Raw genomic sequence first — 16,016 nt, forward strand, 5'->3', positions numbered from 1 at the left:
GCGGCTGAACCATGCGCGCCGATGAATGCATCATTGAAGAAATTACCGTTCCCCCGTATGAAGGGCGCAGCGCCCGCATCCGCAAAGGCCAGACCCTCTACATTATCGATGTGGAGGGCAAGCAGGTCGGAGATTTCGTCTGCTTTAACGCTGACGACCCGGAGGAGCATGTCTCCCCCGTGCATATGCGCTCTTCGCTCAGCAGCATCCGGCTCAAGCCGGGCGACGGGCTGTACAGCAACCGGCGGCGTCCGCTGATGCAGCTGACCCGGGATACCGTGGGCAAGCATGATTTCTTTTTCCCGGCCTGCGATTATTACCGGTACAAAGTCGATTTCGGCCTCGAGGAGCATCCGAACTGTCATGACAACCTGCAGAAGGCCTTACGGCAATATGGTCTTGAGCCCCGTGAAATCCCCGACCCGATCAACTGGTTCATGAATAATGCGCTGGATGAGAATTTCGATTATGTGATTGAGGAACCGCTGTCCCGGCCCGGCGATTATGTGGCGCTGCTGGCGCTGACTGACTGCATCGTCGCCCTCTCCGCCTGCTCGCAGGACCTGGCCCCCGTCAATGCCTATCAAGTGACACCGCTGCGGATGCAGATTGCCGAACCGGTAAACCGGTAGCTTTTAATGATATAGACCTCTCTTCTTCGTTCATCTGGAGTATCCCCGGCTCCTCCCTCCCCATCCCACCGGTGGACAGCCCCCGGCATTCTGCCAGGCGGGCTTTCTCCGTTTGCCGTCCTATATTGCGCTGCTTACCATACGATTTCGTTCTCTTTTGTACAATAAAATCCAGTTTGTTCACTGCCCCGGATACGTTCTGTTCACTGCCCGCGCCTTACGGCACTGTTCTGTGCACGGTGTGAAGTTTATACTCTAGACTATGGACAGCACTATAGAAATCCGGGGGGATGTCAATGAGACTTAGCAAGCCACGCACCCGAAGAGCGCTATACGGCAAAATCCTGATCAGCACCACGCTGTGCGTTTCCTTGACCTTACTCTTTTCCACCATCATCTACTATCAGTACTATATCCGCATTGAGAAGACGCAGGCCTTCCGTACCGACCTCGGCAATCTGACCCAGACCAGCAAGGAAGTGGTCAATATGACCGATGCGGCGCAATCGCTGTCCTTCCAGATCTACCGCAACAGCACCATTTCCAAAATCGTCTTTTATGACCATCCCGATATTTATGATGTCACGGCTGCAATGTCGGAGCTCGGCAACTATCTGAGCTCCATGCCGTACATAGAATCCATTTATGTCTATAATCCCAAAAGCGGACAATTCTACATCGCCTCCTCCGAGGGGCAGAACGGTGTATTTACTGAAGCGGAGCTGGTCGACACCGGCATCCTAGGCATCCTGAACCACTTTGAGGATTATAAGCCGTTCACACCGATTCCACGGGTCTTTTCGAACGGAGCTGAGGAGAATGGACAGGTGCGGGCGTATACGTTTATTTGCTTCGACGCCATTGGCTGGGACCGTACCATCAATTCCGCCGTGATCGTCAATATCTCCGCCCCCTGGATCAACAAAGAGATTGCCGGCGCGGATCATTCTGAAAGCGCTACCTTTATTTTGGGTGACCGCGGCACCTTTCTCTCCGGCAGCTCCCTTGAAGCCCATCCTCTTTCCGGGACGGAGCTGGGATGGATGGAGTCGCGGATCAAGGACCGGGAGGCCGGATATTTCCTGGCCGATTTCGGCGGGATCAACTCCCTGATCTCCTATACTGCGCCGGATGCGCTTAACTGGCAGTATGTGCGGATCACCCCCTATGAGGTCATCACCAGGCAGACCGACCACATCCGCAATGCAACCTTGCTGATTGCCGGATTAATTCTGGCGGGCGGCATTGGCTTATCCTGGCTGATGTCCCGGCAGATGTATCTGCCGATCGACCGGATGGTACGGGAAATGCATGCGCTGGAGTGTGAGAAACGCGACAGCATGTTCACCATCCGGCAAAACGCGCTGCGCGATATGGTCCTCGGCCTCAGGCCGCTGCATATCACCCTGCAGGACGGTGAACTGCGGCAGCTCGGCATTCACTTCGCAGAGCTGGACGATTACCGGCTCCTGCTGCTGCGGATTGATCATTATGGTGAGTTCCGGGTGACCCATGCCGCTTACCTGCAGGCTTATAAATTCGCCGTGATGAACATCGCCTCGGAGATTTGCAGCCAGACCTGCCGGGCAGAAACGGTGGACATGAACGATGACAGTGTGCTGGTACTGCTCGGCGGCTGCAGCTCCGCAGGCTATGCGGATAATGAATTTGCGGAAGCGTTGCTGGGCCAGATCCGGCAGGCCTGCGCTGATTACCTGAAGCTCAGTCTTACACTCACTTACAGCTCGGTAGAGCGGAGCCTCGGACAGCTGCCCGAGCATTACAAGCTGGTCAGGGACGCCTCCAGGCACCGGATGTTCTATGGCCACGGCTGCATTATCAGCGCTTCGCGCATTGCCGGGTACCAGGACCAGTCCTACCGCTATCCGACGGAGCTGGAGAAAAAGCTGGTCGACGCCTTAATGAGCGGCCGGACAGAGGAAGCGAAGACGCTGCTCGGCACTATCCTCCGCGAACCTGCGGACTACCCTTTCTCTGCGGCCCAGCAGACAGTGTCCCGGCTGAGCGTGACTATCAAGGAAGTTATCAGCACGATTCAGAAAAGAAATCGCCTGCAAGGCGCCTCTGCCGCTGAATTACCGCCGCTGGAAGCGTTCGAGACGCTGGAGGAGCTGGAGACGGCCTTTTTCGTCTTGTTCCGTGAAATTGAAGCGCGGCTGGCCGAGAAAAAAAACAGCAAGCAGCATGAGCTCGTCCGCCTGATTAACCAGAAGGTGCAGGAATCTTATATGAGTCAAAGTCTCAGTCTGAACAGCATCGCGGACGAACTTGATATGTCGCCGATCTACATCAGCAGGCTCTACAAGCAGCAGACGATGACCAGCATCGTCGATTCGATCCTGGAGATGCGCCTGCGTGAAGTATGCCGCCTGCTGGAGACCACCGAGCTGCCGGTGACCGCCATCGCCGAGCGCTGCGGCTTCACCAGCAGCTCCTACCTGCACCGGATGTTCAAGCGCAGCTTCGGGGCGACGCCGAATGATTACCGGCGTTCACACAATGCGCTGGGTTAACAGCTATCCTCCTCCGTTGGCCCGCCTCGCTATTCCGGGGCAGGCTTCACTCTGCTCCCATTCTCCGCCCCGGAAGCGGGCGGCGGGTGCCCCCTTCTCTGCGGGCGCTGGGAACCCGTGTTGCTATAGTAACGGAGAGGATGTTTGGAACCGGAGGAACGATAGTGTCCGCCTTTAGATTTTGATTTCATCCGCAGACTGCGGATTCATTCAGGAAATCAAAATCTAACAGCGGCCGGAGGTCCAAACTATCCGTGCAGTTACGGCACCGGCAACATACCGCTCAGCGGCTTTTCTCCGGCCCCTCACGGAAAGCTGCCCCGAAAGCCGCTGGCTTCCGGGGCACCCCGTTTACTTTATTCCTTTCTCCGCCGTATACGCATTCCACTGCTTCGTCCACTCTGCCTGAATTTTGTCCAGGCCGGCCTGCTTCGCCTTCTGCATGAAGGTTTCCAGTCCCTTGTCAACGTCTTCTACCAGCCCCGCCTGCAGCGGATAGAGGTACTGCTTCTCCACCTGCTCCAGCGCCGCCTTCTCCGCCTGATAGGAGGTGTAATCCTCGGCGAAGCCCAGGAACAGGTCCGGCTTCTGGATTTTATCCAGCTCATCGAAGATCGCCTTGACGCCGTCAAAGCTCTTGTCGAACAGCATGTATTCTGGATTGCGCCATGCCCAGCCGTTCATGCCCTCGCGGGTAAAGCCGTTGGTCTGGCTCGTGCCTACCAGCTTGTAGTAGCCGTCCTCTACGGTATAGTTCTTGCCCTCCACACCGTATTGCGTCAGCAGGTTATACCGTTTGTCGAGGACCAGCTTCTCATAGAAGGCCAGTGCCCGCTCGGGATTCTTGCTGCTCTTCGGTATCGCGAAGCCGTTGTGTACCGGATGCACCGGAGTGGCATAGCCGGTCGTCAGGCCGAACGGATAGTAGCCTAGCTCCCAGTCTGGATGCGTCGTACTGACGGAAATCACCATGTCGTTGTAGCGGGTCGGATTATCCCCGAACATGCTGGCTGCTTTGCCGGAGGTCAGCGGGTCCTGCATGGTGTCCTTGATGTTCAGCACGTTCTTCGGGATATAGCCGTTGTCCTGCCAGCGCTTCATGATCTTGAGCTCTTCCTTGTGCTCTTCGGAGCCCCAATAGGTGTACACCTCCGTCGGCGACTCGTATTTCACACCCATGCCGTAAGGCAGCGCGCCGACCATTTTATTCAGCTCGGTATAAATGTAGTGCAGATTGTTCTTCACATCGCTGTTGAAGGAGGCCGGCATCAGGTCCGGTTCATTCTGCCTGATTCCTTCCATATAAGCCTCGTAGCTGACCAGATCGGTCGGCTTAGGCAGATTATATTTCTTGCGCAGATCCTCGCGCCAGACAAAGCCGTTCGTCACATACTCCTTATAAGTGGCGGGCACCGTGTAGATTTTGCCGTCCACCTTCACGTCCTCCCACATCGGCTCCGGTACGAACTTTTGCAGCTCCGGCGCGGCCTTCGGCAGCAGATCGTCAAGCGGCAGGAAAGCGCCGCGTTTGGCGTAGGACTGGTACTGGGTCCAGTCGGCGGTGAAGATCAGGTCGATCGCCTGGCCGGAGGACAGGAGCAGCTTATACTTCTGGTCCCAGTCGGTCCAGCTCGTATAGTTGAATTTGACGGTGGCGTTCAGCTCCTCGGCCGCCATTTTGTTAATCTCGGCTTCGATATCCGGCAGATCCTTCGGTCCGTCGCCCAGCATATAGAACTGCAGCTCCACCTTCTTCGAGGTGTCGATCCCCGGCTGAGCAGCCTCTCCTGTACCCGCATTGCTGCCGGAAGCCCCTGCTTCTTCCGAACCTGAACCCGAATTGGTTGCCCCGCCGGTATTGCCCGCATTCCCCGCGTTATTGCTGCCGCCGCAACCGGCTACCATTGTCACAGACAGCAATGCCGCCAGCAGCGCCAGCCTTCTTTTTCCCGCCTTCTTCTCCATGCAGAACCCTCCTCAAGTTTGGTAACCCTCTTTAAGAAATTATCGGGTAAATCTATGTCAGCCGTATTCTTCATGGCACAGGCCTGACCCGGCCCGCCCGCTGATACGGTTCTAACCTTTCACCGCGCCAATCGTCAAGCCCTTGACGAAATACCGCTGCACGAACGGATACAGGAACAGAATCGGGCCGGTGACGACGATGGCCATCGCCATCTTGGTCGACTCGGTCGGCAGGTCCGCACCCAGGCTGATTCCGGTGCCTGCGCCCATATTGGCGATGAACGAAGCCGAGTTGATGACATTGTAGAGATGGAACTGCAGCTGGTACTTATGCGGATCGTTGATGAACAGCGAGGAGCCGAACCAGTCGTTCCAGTAATGCAGCGCCAGAAACAGGCCCACCGTGGCGATGCCCGGCATCGAGAGCTGCAGCACGATCCGCCAGTAGATCCGGAAATCGCCGGCCCCGTCGATTTTGGCCGATTCGATCAGCTCTTCGGGAACGGCGGAGCGGATGAAATTTTTCATAAGGATAATTAGAAATGGCGTCATCAGCCCCGGCAGAATCAACGCCTTCAGCGAATCGGTGAGCTGCAGATATTTGGTCATCATGATGTACCAGGGCACAAGTCCCCCGCCGAACAGCGTCGTAAAGTAAATGTAGAACGAGAAGCCATTGCGGTATTTAAAATCCTTACGCGCCAGCACATAACCGGCCATCGTCATCAGAAACAGCCCCAGCGCCGTCCCCGTAACGGTCGTAATGATCGTCACCCCGTAAGCGCGCAGCACTTCATCCGGGAACGTAAACACCGTCTTATAGCCTTCCAGGGAGAACTCCGCCGGAATCAGATGATAGCCTTCACGGATAATCGACTCGTTCGCGGTCAGCGAAGCCGAGAGAATCAGTAGAAACGGTATGAGGCAAGCGAGCGATACCAGCACCGTTACCGTATAAGCCAATCCCTGCAGCAACTTGGTATAGCGGTCGTCCTTTATTGTCATGTAAGTGGTCACCTCCTAGAACAGCGCGTAGTCGTCATTGATTTTGCGGATGATATAGTTCACCGTCATGATCAGCACGAAGCCGAACAGCGACTGGTACAGCCCGGCGGCGGTCGCCATCCCGATATCGAAGGTAACCTTCAGCGAGCGGAACACATACGTATCGAGGATATCCGTCGTGTTATAGAGCAGGCCGTTGTTGCCGATCAATTGGTAAAAGAGGTCAAACTGCCCCTTCATAATACTGCCCAGCGAAAACAGCAGCAGCACGACGAATGTCGATTTAAGCATGGGCACCGTGATATACCAGATCCGCTGAAAAATATGCGCCCCGTCAATCTTCGCCGCCTCATAATACTCCTCGCTGATGCCCGTAATGGCCGCCAGGTAGATCACCATGCTGTAGCCGAGATTCTTCCACAGGTAGAATAAGATGATCAGGAAAATCCAGACCACCGGCTTGCTGTACACATCAACAGGGCCTGCACCAAACTGCGCCAGCAGCGTGTTGAAGAAACCGCTGTCATAATTAAATACGTTATAAACGATGACGCTCAGGATGACAAAAGAAACGAAATACGGCAGAAACATAATCGACTGGGTCAGCTTCTTGAACCATTTGCTGCGCAGTTCGCTGAGCAGGATGGCACAGGCAATGGCAATGACATTTCCCAGCACGATGAACGCCAGATTATACCCGATCGTATTCAGGGTCAGCCGGACCAGCGTTCCGGACTTCCACAGAAATTCGAAATTCTGCAGCCCGACAAACGGCGCATCGAACAATCCGTAATTGAAGTCAAACTGCGTAAAGGCATAATACACACCCACCATCGGAAAATACGAATTAATGAGGAAAAACAGCAGTGCCGGCAGTAGCATCAAAAATAACACACGGTTACGTACCAGCTCGTGCATTAATCCCCTTCTTTTCTTTACCGTCCTTGTCCCGGACGGCGGCGGTATCCGCTCCGCTTCCCGTATAGGAAGATACGTCGCCAGCGCCGCTACCGTCTTGCGTCTCCGCAATCTCAAGGCGTTCACTCTCCTAACCAGTATTTAATCATGGCCCCAGTATAGCTAAGGCCCGGCCCGGCGGACAGTGCAGCTTCCCGCCATTCCTGCAGTTTCCTGACTTCCGGGCAGTGAACTATCCGGTGCTTCATGGACAATTGCAATATTCCGGATGCAAAAAGCCCCGGAACGGTTCCCTTATGGAACCGTTCCGGGGCTTGGTACAAGCCGCCTATTTAATTCGTGCAGGACACTGCGCTTACGACATCGACAACCCGCTTTGCGGCTCCAATGACTGCGGCCGTATGCCTGCTTCCTCCGCAGCCGCCGCGTTCAGCACCTTGCGCCGCCGCCAGCGGATCAGCACCAGCACGCCCCGGAGCAGCTCGTCGGTGATCATGGAGCAGTAAATGCCGACCAATCCCCATCCTGCGGAAATCCCCAGCAGGTAGGAGCCGCCGATACCGATTACCGTCATTGAAATCATTGAAATGGTCATCGTGAAGCGGGTATCTCCAATGGCGTTCAGAGCGTTGCCCATCGCCATATTGAGCATTTTGCTGGGCTGAAGCAGCAGATTCAGAGCGAGCAGCGATACGCCGATGGCAATAATCTCCTGATCCTTGGTGAAGAAGCCGAGCAGCATATTGCCGAACAAGAACAGAATCAGCACATTGGCGCCGACGATAACCTGCCCGATGAACATCGTACGGTAGGCCCCGCGATAGACCGCCTCTGTCTGCTTCGCTCCGAACAGATGCGCGGTCAGAATCTGTCCAGCCATGGCAATCGCATAACCGAGCGTGAAACAGAACGATTCCAGGGTGTTCAGATAGGTGCGGGCGGCCAGCTCCTGGGCACCGAGCATAGCCATGAACATATACATCGCCAGCTGCGAAATGACCCAGGCCGAAGAATTCAGGCCCAGCGGCCAGCTGATTTTCAGAATCTCACTGAACAGCTTTTTATGGAAGGTCGCGAAATCACGGAATTTAATCCTCCGTTCAAACGCACCGCAGAACATGTACAGCAGCACCGCCACCCCGAATAACCGGCTGATGACGTTCGAGATGGCAATCCCGCCAAGGCCCATCTCCGGCAGACCGAACATCCCGAAGATAAAAATATAATTCAGCACGATATGCAGCACATTGACGGCTACGCCAGTGTACATCGGCCCCCGGGTATTGCCCGTGTTGCGGATCGCAGTTCCAAGTGCGGCGGTCATGCCGACGAGGAACAATCCGCCCCCGACATAAGTCAGGTAGACATGGGCCAGCGGCGCCAGGTCAACCGATATTTGCAGCATCCGTCCGATAGGATCGGCATAGACGAACAGGATCAGGCTGACGATTACACCCAGCACTGCACTGACCGACACGCCCATGATCGCAATGCTCCGGGCGTCCTCTCCTCTGCCCGAACCGAGCCGCTGCGCAATAAGGATGCCCGCCCCTCCGGCAAAGGTTGTAAATAAGGCCGTCAGCGCATTAAACAATTGGTTCGAAATCCCCACCACGGCTACCGCGTCGTCGGAGATTCGGCTGACCATTATAGTATCCACCGTACCCAGCAGGGTCTGCAGAAAAATCTCGATAAAAATCGGCCAAGCCAGCATCCACAGTCCGATTTTTCCACTTCCCGTTTTCATTAATTGAACTCTCCCCTCACTAGCCGCTTCCATCATCTGTATGTTTGGGCAAGCCGTATTTCCGCCTTGCTAGAAGTAAATTATAGGTGATATACTCGGGGAAATGTACCACATTCCCAACCTAAACTTTCATTATCCCAACCATCAGTGTAGAGTGGTACCGGCACCCGGCCAATTCGGGCCGTGCTTCGATACCGCCGGCTGCAGGAGGCATAACCATGACATTGCTGCAATTTTCTGCACCCCCGCTTCCCCATTACATGGTCTCCGGATTCGGAAGCTTCCTCCCGGGGGAACGGCATATGAACCGCCAGAATCTGCAGATGTTTGATCTGCTGGTGGTTACGGGAGGCTGCCTTTATGTGGGCGAAGAAGACCGCCGGTACGAGGTTCGCGCCGGGGAAGCGCTCATCCTGCGCCCGGATTGCCATCACTTCGGAACCGAAGGCTGCCACGAGGAGACCCCCTGCTATTGGCTGCATTTCCAGACCACCGGAAGCTGGAGCGCCATTACGGCTCCGGAGACCGGTCCCGGCGGCCCAGAGACGGCTGATGAACCGGCACCAGCCTCGTTCTGCGACTTCCATGTATTTAATCTGTTGCTCTCGCAATACACCACCCTGCTGCAGCCAGCCCGGATGGAAGAGCTTCTGCTCCAGCTTGAACAGCTCAAGGTGAACGGCCACCTCGATTCCGTGAGGCTCCGCCAGCAGCTGCTGTTCCAGGAAATCCTGCAGCTGCTTTCGGCCTCCATCGATCGTGACCGGCCGGTATTGTCATCCAAGGCCTGTGCGGAGCAGGCGGCGTCCTTCCTCCGCGAGCATTACCGTGAACCGGTAACGACAGCGATGCTCGGTGACAGCCTGAACTTTCATCCGGTCTACATCGCCCGCTGCATGAACCGTGAATACGGCTGCTCGCCTATGGAATACTTGCTCCGTTACCGCATTGAGCAGAGCAAGCTGCTGCTGATGCAGACCCGCTTCCCGATTGCCCGCATCGCCGAGGAGGTCGGCTTCAACCAGGCGCCTTATTTCAGCTCCAGCTTTATGAAGCAGGAAGGCATCTCCCCGCGCCAGTTCCGGCAGCGGTTTAACTAACCTTTCCACAAAGCGGTCCTCTATGATACAACAAAGGCTCCGTTGCTGCCTTGTATTGACGGCAGTAACGGAGCCTTTCGGATCGCGGGTTTCCTCTAACCCTTCACAACTATATTTCTCGCCTTATACTCTTCAAGCGTGACCACCTGACCGAAGATGCCGATATCGCGCAGGCCGGAGATATGCATATCCTCATCCTTTGAGGCGCAGCAGTCGCTGATGCACATAACCTTGTAGGTGTGATACATCGCATCGGAGGCCGTGGAACGGACACAGACATTGGTCCATACCCCCGTAACCACGACGGTGTCGATGCCTTCTTCACGGAGGAACAGATCCATATCCGTATAGCTAAAGGCGCTGTGACGTCTTTTTTGCACCACGTAATCGCCTTTGCTCTCATCCGGTCTCAACTCATCAATGAAATCCGAACCCCATGAACCTTTTATGGCATGAACCGGTCTGACCTTGAAGTCCGCATCGTTCTTGCGGTGTGCCTCCTGCACGAAGATCACCTGGATTTCATTCTCATGACTGAATTCAATCAGGTCCTGCAGCGCCGGAACAATACCCGCCCCGTTCGGACAGGTCAGCGCTCCATCCGGGTGAATGAAATCATTCAGCATATCAATTACAACAATCGCATGTTTAGCCATTTACGCTTCCTCCCTCTCTCCGGTCTTAGTATTTCAGCAGGCGCGGGAGCTCGCTGATAGTTTGCCGTTTCACATATTCACCGTGGCCCGGCTTGCCGATAACGCCCAGCGCTTCGTCATACACCAGCGTTCCGCGGACAATCGTCTTATCGACCTTGCCCTTCAGCTTCATGCCGTGGAACGGCGTATATTTCGGCTTGCAGTGCATTTGGTCTTTGTCGAGCGTCCATTCCTTCTCCAGATCGACGATGGTGAAGTCGGCGTCGGTACCGATCTCCAGCGCACCCTTCTTCGGATATAGCCCGTAATGAATGGCCGGGTTGGTGCAGAGCAGCTCGACCAGGCGGGAAAGGCTCAGTCTGCCTTTGTTGTAGCCTTCGCTGATCATAATCGGCACCAGCGTTTCCACCCCCGGTATACCCGGGAATGATGTCCAGACGTCCATGCCCGGCGCATCCTTCTCGGTGGCAATCTCATAAGGCGCATGGTCGGTAGCCATAAAGTCGATGGTACCGTCCTGCAAGCCCTGCCACAGTCCCTCGTTATCCTTAGCCGTGCGCAGCGGCGGTGCAATCTTGGCGAATGTGCCGAATTCGGTCATCGCATCCACCGCGTTCAGCGTCAGGTAGTGCGGACAGGATTCCGCCGTCACCTTGGTGCCTTTCAGCTTGGCTTCGCGGATCAGCTCATTGCCTGCCGCTGTGCTCATATGCACGATATGCAGCCGGGCGCCCGTCTCTTCGGCGAAGCTGATACCGAGCTGGATCGCCGCTTTCTCGGCAAGCGCCATACGTGCTTCCGCCCACGCCGGGTAATCCATACGTCCTTCACCTTTGAGCTTATTGGTAAAATAATCGCAAATGGCAAAGTTCTCGGCATGAATGCCGATTGGCAGCCCCGTAGGAGATACGGCAGCGAACGCCTCCAGCATCTCAGGGTCCGTTACACGCGGATAGCTCGGCACAGACGGTGTCATATACACCTTAAAGGCTACTACGCCGTTAGCCACCTGCTCGCTGATGATTTCCGGCAACACATTGTTGCGCACATCCTCACCGGTAATTCCGCCCCACATCGCGTAGTCAACGATCCCTTTGCCTTCCAGCGCGTTCAGCTTGTTGAACAGATTGTCGGCGGAACGGACCGAAGGAACACTGCAGCATGGCATATCGACAATCATCGTGACCCCGCCTGCGGCAGCACTGCTCGTACCGGTAACGAAATCCTCACGGTGCGTAAAGCCCGGATCGTTAAAATGCGTATGGGAATCAATAACTCCCGGCAGGACCAGCTTGCCTCCGGCATCAATAACTTCCGCAGCCTCCGCCTCAATATCTTTGGCGAATCCGACAATCACGCCTTTATTGACCAGGATATCCGTCAGCACCTGCCGGTCACCCTGCGGGATGCTGGCATTTTTAATAATCAGATCATAGCTCATGAATACACACCTCTTCTTTGGTATTGGAATAATGGAATTGAACCGCCACGCCCGTGTTGGCCGAATAAGCCCGCTCAATAATTCCGCGCACAACAAATAAGCCCCAGATCACAAAAGGTACAAGACAGAAAGCATTCATAGCCCGCAGATAAAATCACGGTGAACAGCAATCCCTATCCTATACCTCTTGTAGCCTGGGGCAATTTACGGTCGCCTGGTCGAAACGCTCAACCCGAATTATTGAGCTTATACAAGAGCTTATTCAGTTCAATTAAGAAAGATATCCATTCACGCGTAACATTACATAACACCGAAATTGGAATATCTTTGCTTGAATACTTATATCATATCATCGCTTGCTTTTTCGTCAATGCTAAAACCTTGTTTGTCATTGAATAGCCAAAATATATGTAATGAAACATAACACAATGATCATGCATATTATTTCTGCGCTCCCCATGTTTGCCTTTTAATCCCCTCCGCATGAAGAGCTAGCCCAGTGCCTCATAGAGCTGTATCCCTTGCCGGATCAAGCATTCCTGCCTCCCGCAACCAAAGAAGCTGCACCTTTCGGCGCAGCTTCTTTCCGGCATATTCCATTAGAATCAATAATGTTTATTAAGTCTCCGCATTTAGTTGCAGCGAACTTTCTCACAGCTCATTTGCCGCAATCCATCCGGCTGCCGGTTACTTCAATTCAGCCTTGGATTCCTGCTCCAGAGAGTGGAAATAAGCAATTTTATGATCGATTTTCCTGGCGAAGCTTTGAAAGAATTGAATCTTTTCCTCAATCTGCCGCTTATGCGCCTCAAGTAACTTACATTGTTCCGACAGGGCTTCACGGCCCTCTCTCTCCAGGGATACGAACTGTTTAATTTCCGCAATCGGCATTCCGGTATCCTTCAGGCAGCGGATCAGCGACAATAGCTCCAGATCCTCGTCGTGAAAGCAGCGGTTGCCGTGCTCATCCCTGGACACCTCCGGCAGCACGCCCTCCCTTTCATAGTAACGGAGTGTATATTGGCTTAGCCCGGTTTTTTGTGATATGGTTTTGATGCTGTATCCCATGCTGGCAGCTCCCCTCCGCCGAACGCTTTCGGCACCGTATTCTACTCTAAAGGTAACACCATTCCACGGGCTTGGAAAGCTTGGCACAAAATTGGTTGACTTACAGTTAACTCTAAGGTCTAAACTTTGAAAAGTAAACTTTAAACATAACAAGGAGTGAACTTGAATGGTTAACAAAATAAAAGCAGGAAACAGCGCCCTGGAGGTTGCCGAAATTTCGCTGGGCTGCATGCGCATTGCCGATTTGTCTCCCCAGGAAGCGGACAAGCATATTCACAGTGCCCTAGAAGCAGGGATCGACTTCTTTGATCATGCCGATATTTATGCCGGCGGTAAAGCCGAGGAAGTCTTCGGTGACGTCGTTGCTGCAAGCCCGGGTATGCGCGAGCAGATGCTGATCCAGACTAAATGCGGTATCCGCCATGGCTTCTTCGACTTCTCCAAAGAGCATATCATTTCTTCCGTCGAGGGCAGCCTGAAGCGCCTCAAGACCGATTATGTGGATGTGCTGCTGCTGCACCGTCCGGATACGCTGATGGAACCAGAGGAAGTGGCCGAGGCTTTTGACTATCTGGAGCAACAAGGGATGGTCAAGCACTTCGGGGTCAGCAATCTCAATCCGCTGCAAATCGAACTCCTGAAAAAGAATGTCAAACAACCGCTGCTCTTCAACCAGCTGCAGCTTAGCGTAATGGTCACCGGCATGATTGACGCCGGCTTCAACGTCAACATGACCAACTCGGCCTCGGTCGTCCATGACGGCGGGATTCTCGAATACAGCCGCCTGCATGACATGACGATCCAGCCTTGGTCGCCGTTCCAGTATGGCTTCTTCGAGGGGGTATTCCTCGGTAATGAGAAATTCCCTGAAGTGAATGAGGTCATCGGCCGTCTGGCCGAAGAGAAAGGCGTCACCGATACGGCCATCTCCATTGCCTGGCTGCTCCGTCATCCGGCCCATATGCAGCCGATTGTCGGCACGACCAATACCCAGCGCCTGCTGGATATTGCCAAGGCTTCGGAGATTACCTTGACCCGCCAGGAATGGTACGAGGTGTACCGGGCAGCCGGCAACAAGCTGCCTTAAGTTTATCTTCCTTACACATAAGAGTGGGCACATCTCCCGTGGCGGGGATGTGCCCACTTTTTCATATAGTAACGCTCACAAGCCCTGGAGTCTGCTAAATTGCATATTCACTGTTCGGTACAATGCGCAGCAGAAACTGCTTCGTCCGCTCCTCCTTGGATGCGAGAAGAATGCTTTCAGCTCTTCTTCCACTACACCCCCTTTATCCATGAATACGATGTAATTGGCCACATCCTGGGCAAAGGACATTTCATGGGTTACCACTACCGCAAATGAGCAGGAAAGCGCCCAGTAGATCAGAGCCAGCTCAAATCTGTGTAATCACGCCAAAAATCGAATTGAAGAACACAAAAAATCCGTAGGATTGTCATTTAACAATCCTACGGATCTTAGTTGATACCGGCGAGAGGACTCGAACCTCCACGGTTTCCCACTCGATTTTGAGTCGAGCGCGTCTGCCATTCCGCCACGCCGGCATAATACTGGAGGCGCCACCCAGATTCGAACTGGGGATAGAGCTTTTGCAGAGCTGTGCCTTACCACTTGGCTATGGCGCCAGATTAAATGGAGCGGACGACGGGAATCGAACCCGCGACCCTCGCCTTGGCAAGGCGATGCTCTACCGCTGAGCCACGTCCGCATTTAATGGCTGGGGATATAGGATTCGAACCTATGAGTGACGGAGTCAAAGTCCGTTGCCTTACCACTTGGCTAATCCCCAACATCTTCATTGTCATAATAATGGGGCGATCGATGGGACTTGAACCCACGAATGCCGGAGCCACAATCCGGTGCGTTAACCCCTTCGCCACGACCGCCATAATACTATTCTTCTTTAGTTATCCATTCAATTTACGGTTATGGGGCGATCGATGGGACTTGAACCCACGAATGCCGGAGCCACAATCCGGTGCGTTAACCCCTTCGCCACGACCGCCTCATTAAATTGTAAAGTGAAATTGGCAGGGGCAGCAGGAATTGAACCCACACTAACGGTTTTGGAGACCGCTGTTCTACCTTTAAACTATGCCCCTAAAGAATGGTGGAGGCTGATGGATTCGAACCACCGAACACGTACGTGAGCAGATTTACAGTCTGATGCGTTTGGCCACTTCGCTAAGCCTCCACGGGATGGTGCCGGCGAGAGGACTTGAACCCCCAACCTACTGATTACAAGTCAGTTGCTCTACCAATTGAGCTACACCGGCATATTCAATTGTCTAAGCGATTAATGGTGGCGCGGGAGGGAATCGAACCCCCGACACAAGGATTTTCAGTCCTTTGCTCTACCGACTGAGCTACCGAGCCACAATATCACTTTTAATAAAAATGGCGGAACCGACGGGATTCGAACCCGCGGTCTCCTGCGTGACAGGCAGGCATGTTAGGCCTCTACACCACGGTTCCACGATTAGAAATACTCTCTCCAGAAAGTGGAGATATTGCGGGGGCAGGATTTGAACCTGCGGCCTTCGGGTTATGAGCCCGACGAGCTACCGGGCTGCTCCACCCCGCGTCAGTAAAATAATATAATCAATCTCCCTATCGGGAAATTATGGTGGAGGCTGAGGGGTTCGAACCCCCGACCCTCTGCTTGTAAGGCAGATGCTCTCCCAGCTGAGCTAAGCCTCCATAAAACGAACAATTGTTATTGTACCAAATTTCATCTGGTGAAATCAAGACAAAATTGGTGACCCGTATGGGATTCGAACCCATGTTACCTCCGTGAAAGGGAGGTGTCTTAACCCCTTGACCAACGGGCCATGCATTAGTTCCTAAAGGTATTGCTACGGAGAGAGAGGGATACTCTCACTTCGTTCGAGATTGCGAAGAATTCCTAACGAAGCTTATGCTCCAACGAAC

At 54.1% G+C, this 16,016-nt stretch carries 11 protein-coding genes, 14 tRNA genes and 1 riboswitch; of the genes, 4 read left to right on the plus strand and 21 right to left on the minus strand.

Going from position 1 to position 16,016, the window contains the following annotated elements; translation table 11 throughout:
- The first annotated feature begins 11 nt into the window (after positions 1-11).
- Positions 12-632: a DUF1989 domain-containing protein gene (locus tag F1379_RS10650; RefSeq protein ID WP_150269265.1), complete on the plus strand. Its 621-nt coding sequence runs from the start codon at positions 12-14 to the stop codon at positions 630-632.
- Between the two features lie 296 nt (positions 633-928).
- On the plus strand, positions 929-3,166 hold the full coding sequence (locus F1379_RS10655) for a helix-turn-helix transcriptional regulator (RefSeq protein ID WP_150269267.1): 2,238 nt from the start codon (positions 929-931) through the stop codon (positions 3,164-3,166).
- A 351-nt stretch (positions 3,167-3,517) separates the two neighbouring features.
- On the opposite strand, the gene F1379_RS10660 is transcribed toward F1379_RS10655, so the two are convergent.
- From F1379_RS10660 to F1379_RS10675, 4 genes are all read right to left on the minus strand, one after another.
- Positions 3,518-5,131 carry an extracellular solute-binding protein gene (locus F1379_RS10660; RefSeq protein ID WP_239004623.1) on the minus strand — a complete coding sequence of 538 codons (1,614 nt, stop codon included), beginning with the start codon at positions 5,129-5,131 and terminating at the stop codon, positions 3,518-3,520.
- A gap of 111 nt (positions 5,132-5,242) precedes the next feature.
- Positions 5,243-6,136: a carbohydrate ABC transporter permease gene (locus F1379_RS10665; RefSeq protein ID WP_150269269.1), complete on the minus strand. Its 894-nt coding sequence runs from the start codon at positions 6,134-6,136 to the stop codon at positions 5,243-5,245.
- A 15-nt stretch (positions 6,137-6,151) separates the two neighbouring features.
- On the minus strand, positions 6,152-7,054 hold the full coding sequence (locus F1379_RS10670) for an ABC transporter permease (RefSeq protein WP_150269325.1): 903 nt from the start codon (positions 7,052-7,054) through the stop codon (positions 6,152-6,154).
- Between the two features lie 355 nt (positions 7,055-7,409).
- Positions 7,410-8,801, minus strand: a complete 1,392-nt coding sequence (locus F1379_RS10675; RefSeq protein ID WP_150269271.1) for an MATE family efflux transporter — start codon at positions 8,799-8,801, stop codon at positions 7,410-7,412.
- A gap of 218 nt (positions 8,802-9,019) precedes the next feature.
- Here F1379_RS10675 and F1379_RS10680 point away from each other — a divergent pair, with 218 nt between their 5' ends.
- Positions 9,020-9,901: a helix-turn-helix transcriptional regulator gene (locus F1379_RS10680; protein WP_150269273.1), complete on the plus strand. Its 882-nt coding sequence runs from the start codon at positions 9,020-9,022 to the stop codon at positions 9,899-9,901.
- A gap of 95 nt (positions 9,902-9,996) precedes the next feature.
- Here the strand turns inward: F1379_RS10680 and F1379_RS10685 are convergent, their stop codons facing one another.
- From F1379_RS10685 to F1379_RS10695, 3 genes are all read right to left on the minus strand, one after another.
- Entirely contained in the window at positions 9,997-10,557 is a 561-nt protein-coding gene (locus tag F1379_RS10685) for a cysteine hydrolase family protein (protein WP_150269275.1), read from the minus strand.
- Positions 10,558-10,582: 25 nt separating this feature from the next.
- Positions 10,583-11,998, minus strand: coding sequence for an allantoinase AllB (gene allB / locus F1379_RS10690; RefSeq protein ID WP_150269277.1), 1,416 nt, complete (start codon positions 11,996-11,998; stop codon positions 10,583-10,585).
- A gap of 170 nt (positions 11,999-12,168) precedes the next feature.
- A riboswitch (purine riboswitch) is annotated at positions 12,169-12,272 on the minus strand.
- A 413-nt stretch (positions 12,273-12,685) separates the two neighbouring features.
- On the minus strand, positions 12,686-13,066 hold the full coding sequence (locus F1379_RS10695) for a MerR family transcriptional regulator (RefSeq protein ID WP_150269279.1): 381 nt from the start codon (positions 13,064-13,066) through the stop codon (positions 12,686-12,688).
- Positions 13,067-13,232: 166 nt separating this feature from the next.
- Between F1379_RS10695 and F1379_RS10700 the strand changes: the two genes are divergently transcribed.
- Positions 13,233-14,153, plus strand: coding sequence for an aldo/keto reductase (locus F1379_RS10700; RefSeq protein WP_150269282.1), 921 nt, complete (start codon positions 13,233-13,235; stop codon positions 14,151-14,153).
- 397 nt (positions 14,154-14,550) lie between these two features.
- Here F1379_RS10700 and F1379_RS10705 read toward each other — a convergent pair.
- The 14 genes from F1379_RS10705 to F1379_RS10770 all read right to left on the minus strand — a co-directional run bounded on the left by F1379_RS10705 (position 14,551) and on the right by F1379_RS10770 (position 15,916).
- Positions 14,551-14,629 (minus strand) — tRNA-Leu (locus F1379_RS10705).
- 7 nt (positions 14,630-14,636) lie between these two features.
- Positions 14,637-14,710, minus strand: a tRNA-Cys gene (locus tag F1379_RS10710).
- A gap of 8 nt (positions 14,711-14,718) precedes the next feature.
- Positions 14,719-14,793: transfer RNA gene (locus F1379_RS10715), tRNA-Gly, on the minus strand.
- 6 nt (positions 14,794-14,799) lie between these two features.
- A tRNA-Gln gene (locus F1379_RS10720) sits at positions 14,800-14,874 on the minus strand.
- Between the two features lie 21 nt (positions 14,875-14,895).
- Positions 14,896-14,971 (minus strand) — tRNA-His (locus tag F1379_RS10725).
- Positions 14,972-15,014: 43 nt separating this feature from the next.
- Positions 15,015-15,090, minus strand: a tRNA-His gene (locus F1379_RS10730).
- A gap of 23 nt (positions 15,091-15,113) precedes the next feature.
- Positions 15,114-15,187 (minus strand) — tRNA-Trp (locus F1379_RS10735).
- Positions 15,188-15,193: 6 nt separating this feature from the next.
- Positions 15,194-15,279: transfer RNA gene (locus tag F1379_RS10740), tRNA-Tyr, on the minus strand.
- A gap of 6 nt (positions 15,280-15,285) precedes the next feature.
- Positions 15,286-15,361 (minus strand) — tRNA-Thr (locus F1379_RS10745).
- A gap of 24 nt (positions 15,362-15,385) precedes the next feature.
- Positions 15,386-15,461, minus strand: a tRNA-Phe gene (locus F1379_RS10750).
- Positions 15,462-15,483: 22 nt separating this feature from the next.
- A tRNA-Asp gene (locus F1379_RS10755) sits at positions 15,484-15,560 on the minus strand.
- 35 nt (positions 15,561-15,595) lie between these two features.
- Positions 15,596-15,669, minus strand: a tRNA-Met gene (locus F1379_RS10760).
- A 40-nt stretch (positions 15,670-15,709) separates the two neighbouring features.
- Positions 15,710-15,785 (minus strand) — tRNA-Val (locus tag F1379_RS10765).
- 56 nt (positions 15,786-15,841) lie between these two features.
- Positions 15,842-15,916, minus strand: a tRNA-Glu gene (locus F1379_RS10770).
- Positions 15,917-16,016 lie beyond the last annotated feature (100 nt).

The sequence above is a fragment of the Paenibacillus tepidiphilus genome (assembly GCF_008635795.1).
Classification (GTDB): Bacteria; Bacillota; Bacilli; order Paenibacillales; family Paenibacillaceae; genus Paenibacillus_AQ; species Paenibacillus_AQ tepidiphilus.

What these genes read in the sequence shown, in the direction of transcription:
- F1379_RS10650 (WP_150269265.1), top strand. Translation starts at nt 12, where the DNA reads ATGCGCGCCGATGAATGCATCATTGAAGAAATTACCGTTCCCCCGTAT.
- F1379_RS10655 (WP_150269267.1), top strand. Translation starts at nt 929, where the DNA reads ATGAGACTTAGCAAGCCACGCACCCGAAGAGCGCTATACGGCAAAATC.
- F1379_RS10660 (WP_239004623.1), bottom strand. Translation starts at nt 5,131, where the DNA reads ATGGAGAAGAAGGCGGGAAAAAGAAGGCTGGCGCTGCTGGCGGCATTG.
- F1379_RS10665 (WP_150269269.1), bottom strand. Translation starts at nt 6,136, where the DNA reads ATGACAATAAAGGACGACCGCTATACCAAGTTGCTGCAGGGATTGGCT.
- F1379_RS10670 (WP_150269325.1), bottom strand. Translation starts at nt 7,054, where the DNA reads ATGCACGAGCTGGTACGTAACCGTGTGTTATTTTTGATGCTACTGCCG.
- F1379_RS10675 (WP_150269271.1), bottom strand. Translation starts at nt 8,801, where the DNA reads ATGAAAACGGGAAGTGGAAAAATCGGACTGTGGATGCTGGCTTGGCCG.
- F1379_RS10680 (WP_150269273.1), top strand. Translation starts at nt 9,020, where the DNA reads ATGACATTGCTGCAATTTTCTGCACCCCCGCTTCCCCATTACATGGTC.
- F1379_RS10685 (WP_150269275.1), bottom strand. Translation starts at nt 10,557, where the DNA reads ATGGCTAAACATGCGATTGTTGTAATTGATATGCTGAATGATTTCATT.
- allB (WP_150269277.1), bottom strand. Translation starts at nt 11,998, where the DNA reads ATGAGCTATGATCTGATTATTAAAAATGCCAGCATCCCGCAGGGTGAC.
- F1379_RS10695 (WP_150269279.1), bottom strand. Translation starts at nt 13,066, where the DNA reads ATGGGATACAGCATCAAAACCATATCACAAAAAACCGGGCTAAGCCAA.
- F1379_RS10700 (WP_150269282.1), top strand. Translation starts at nt 13,233, where the DNA reads ATGGTTAACAAAATAAAAGCAGGAAACAGCGCCCTGGAGGTTGCCGAA.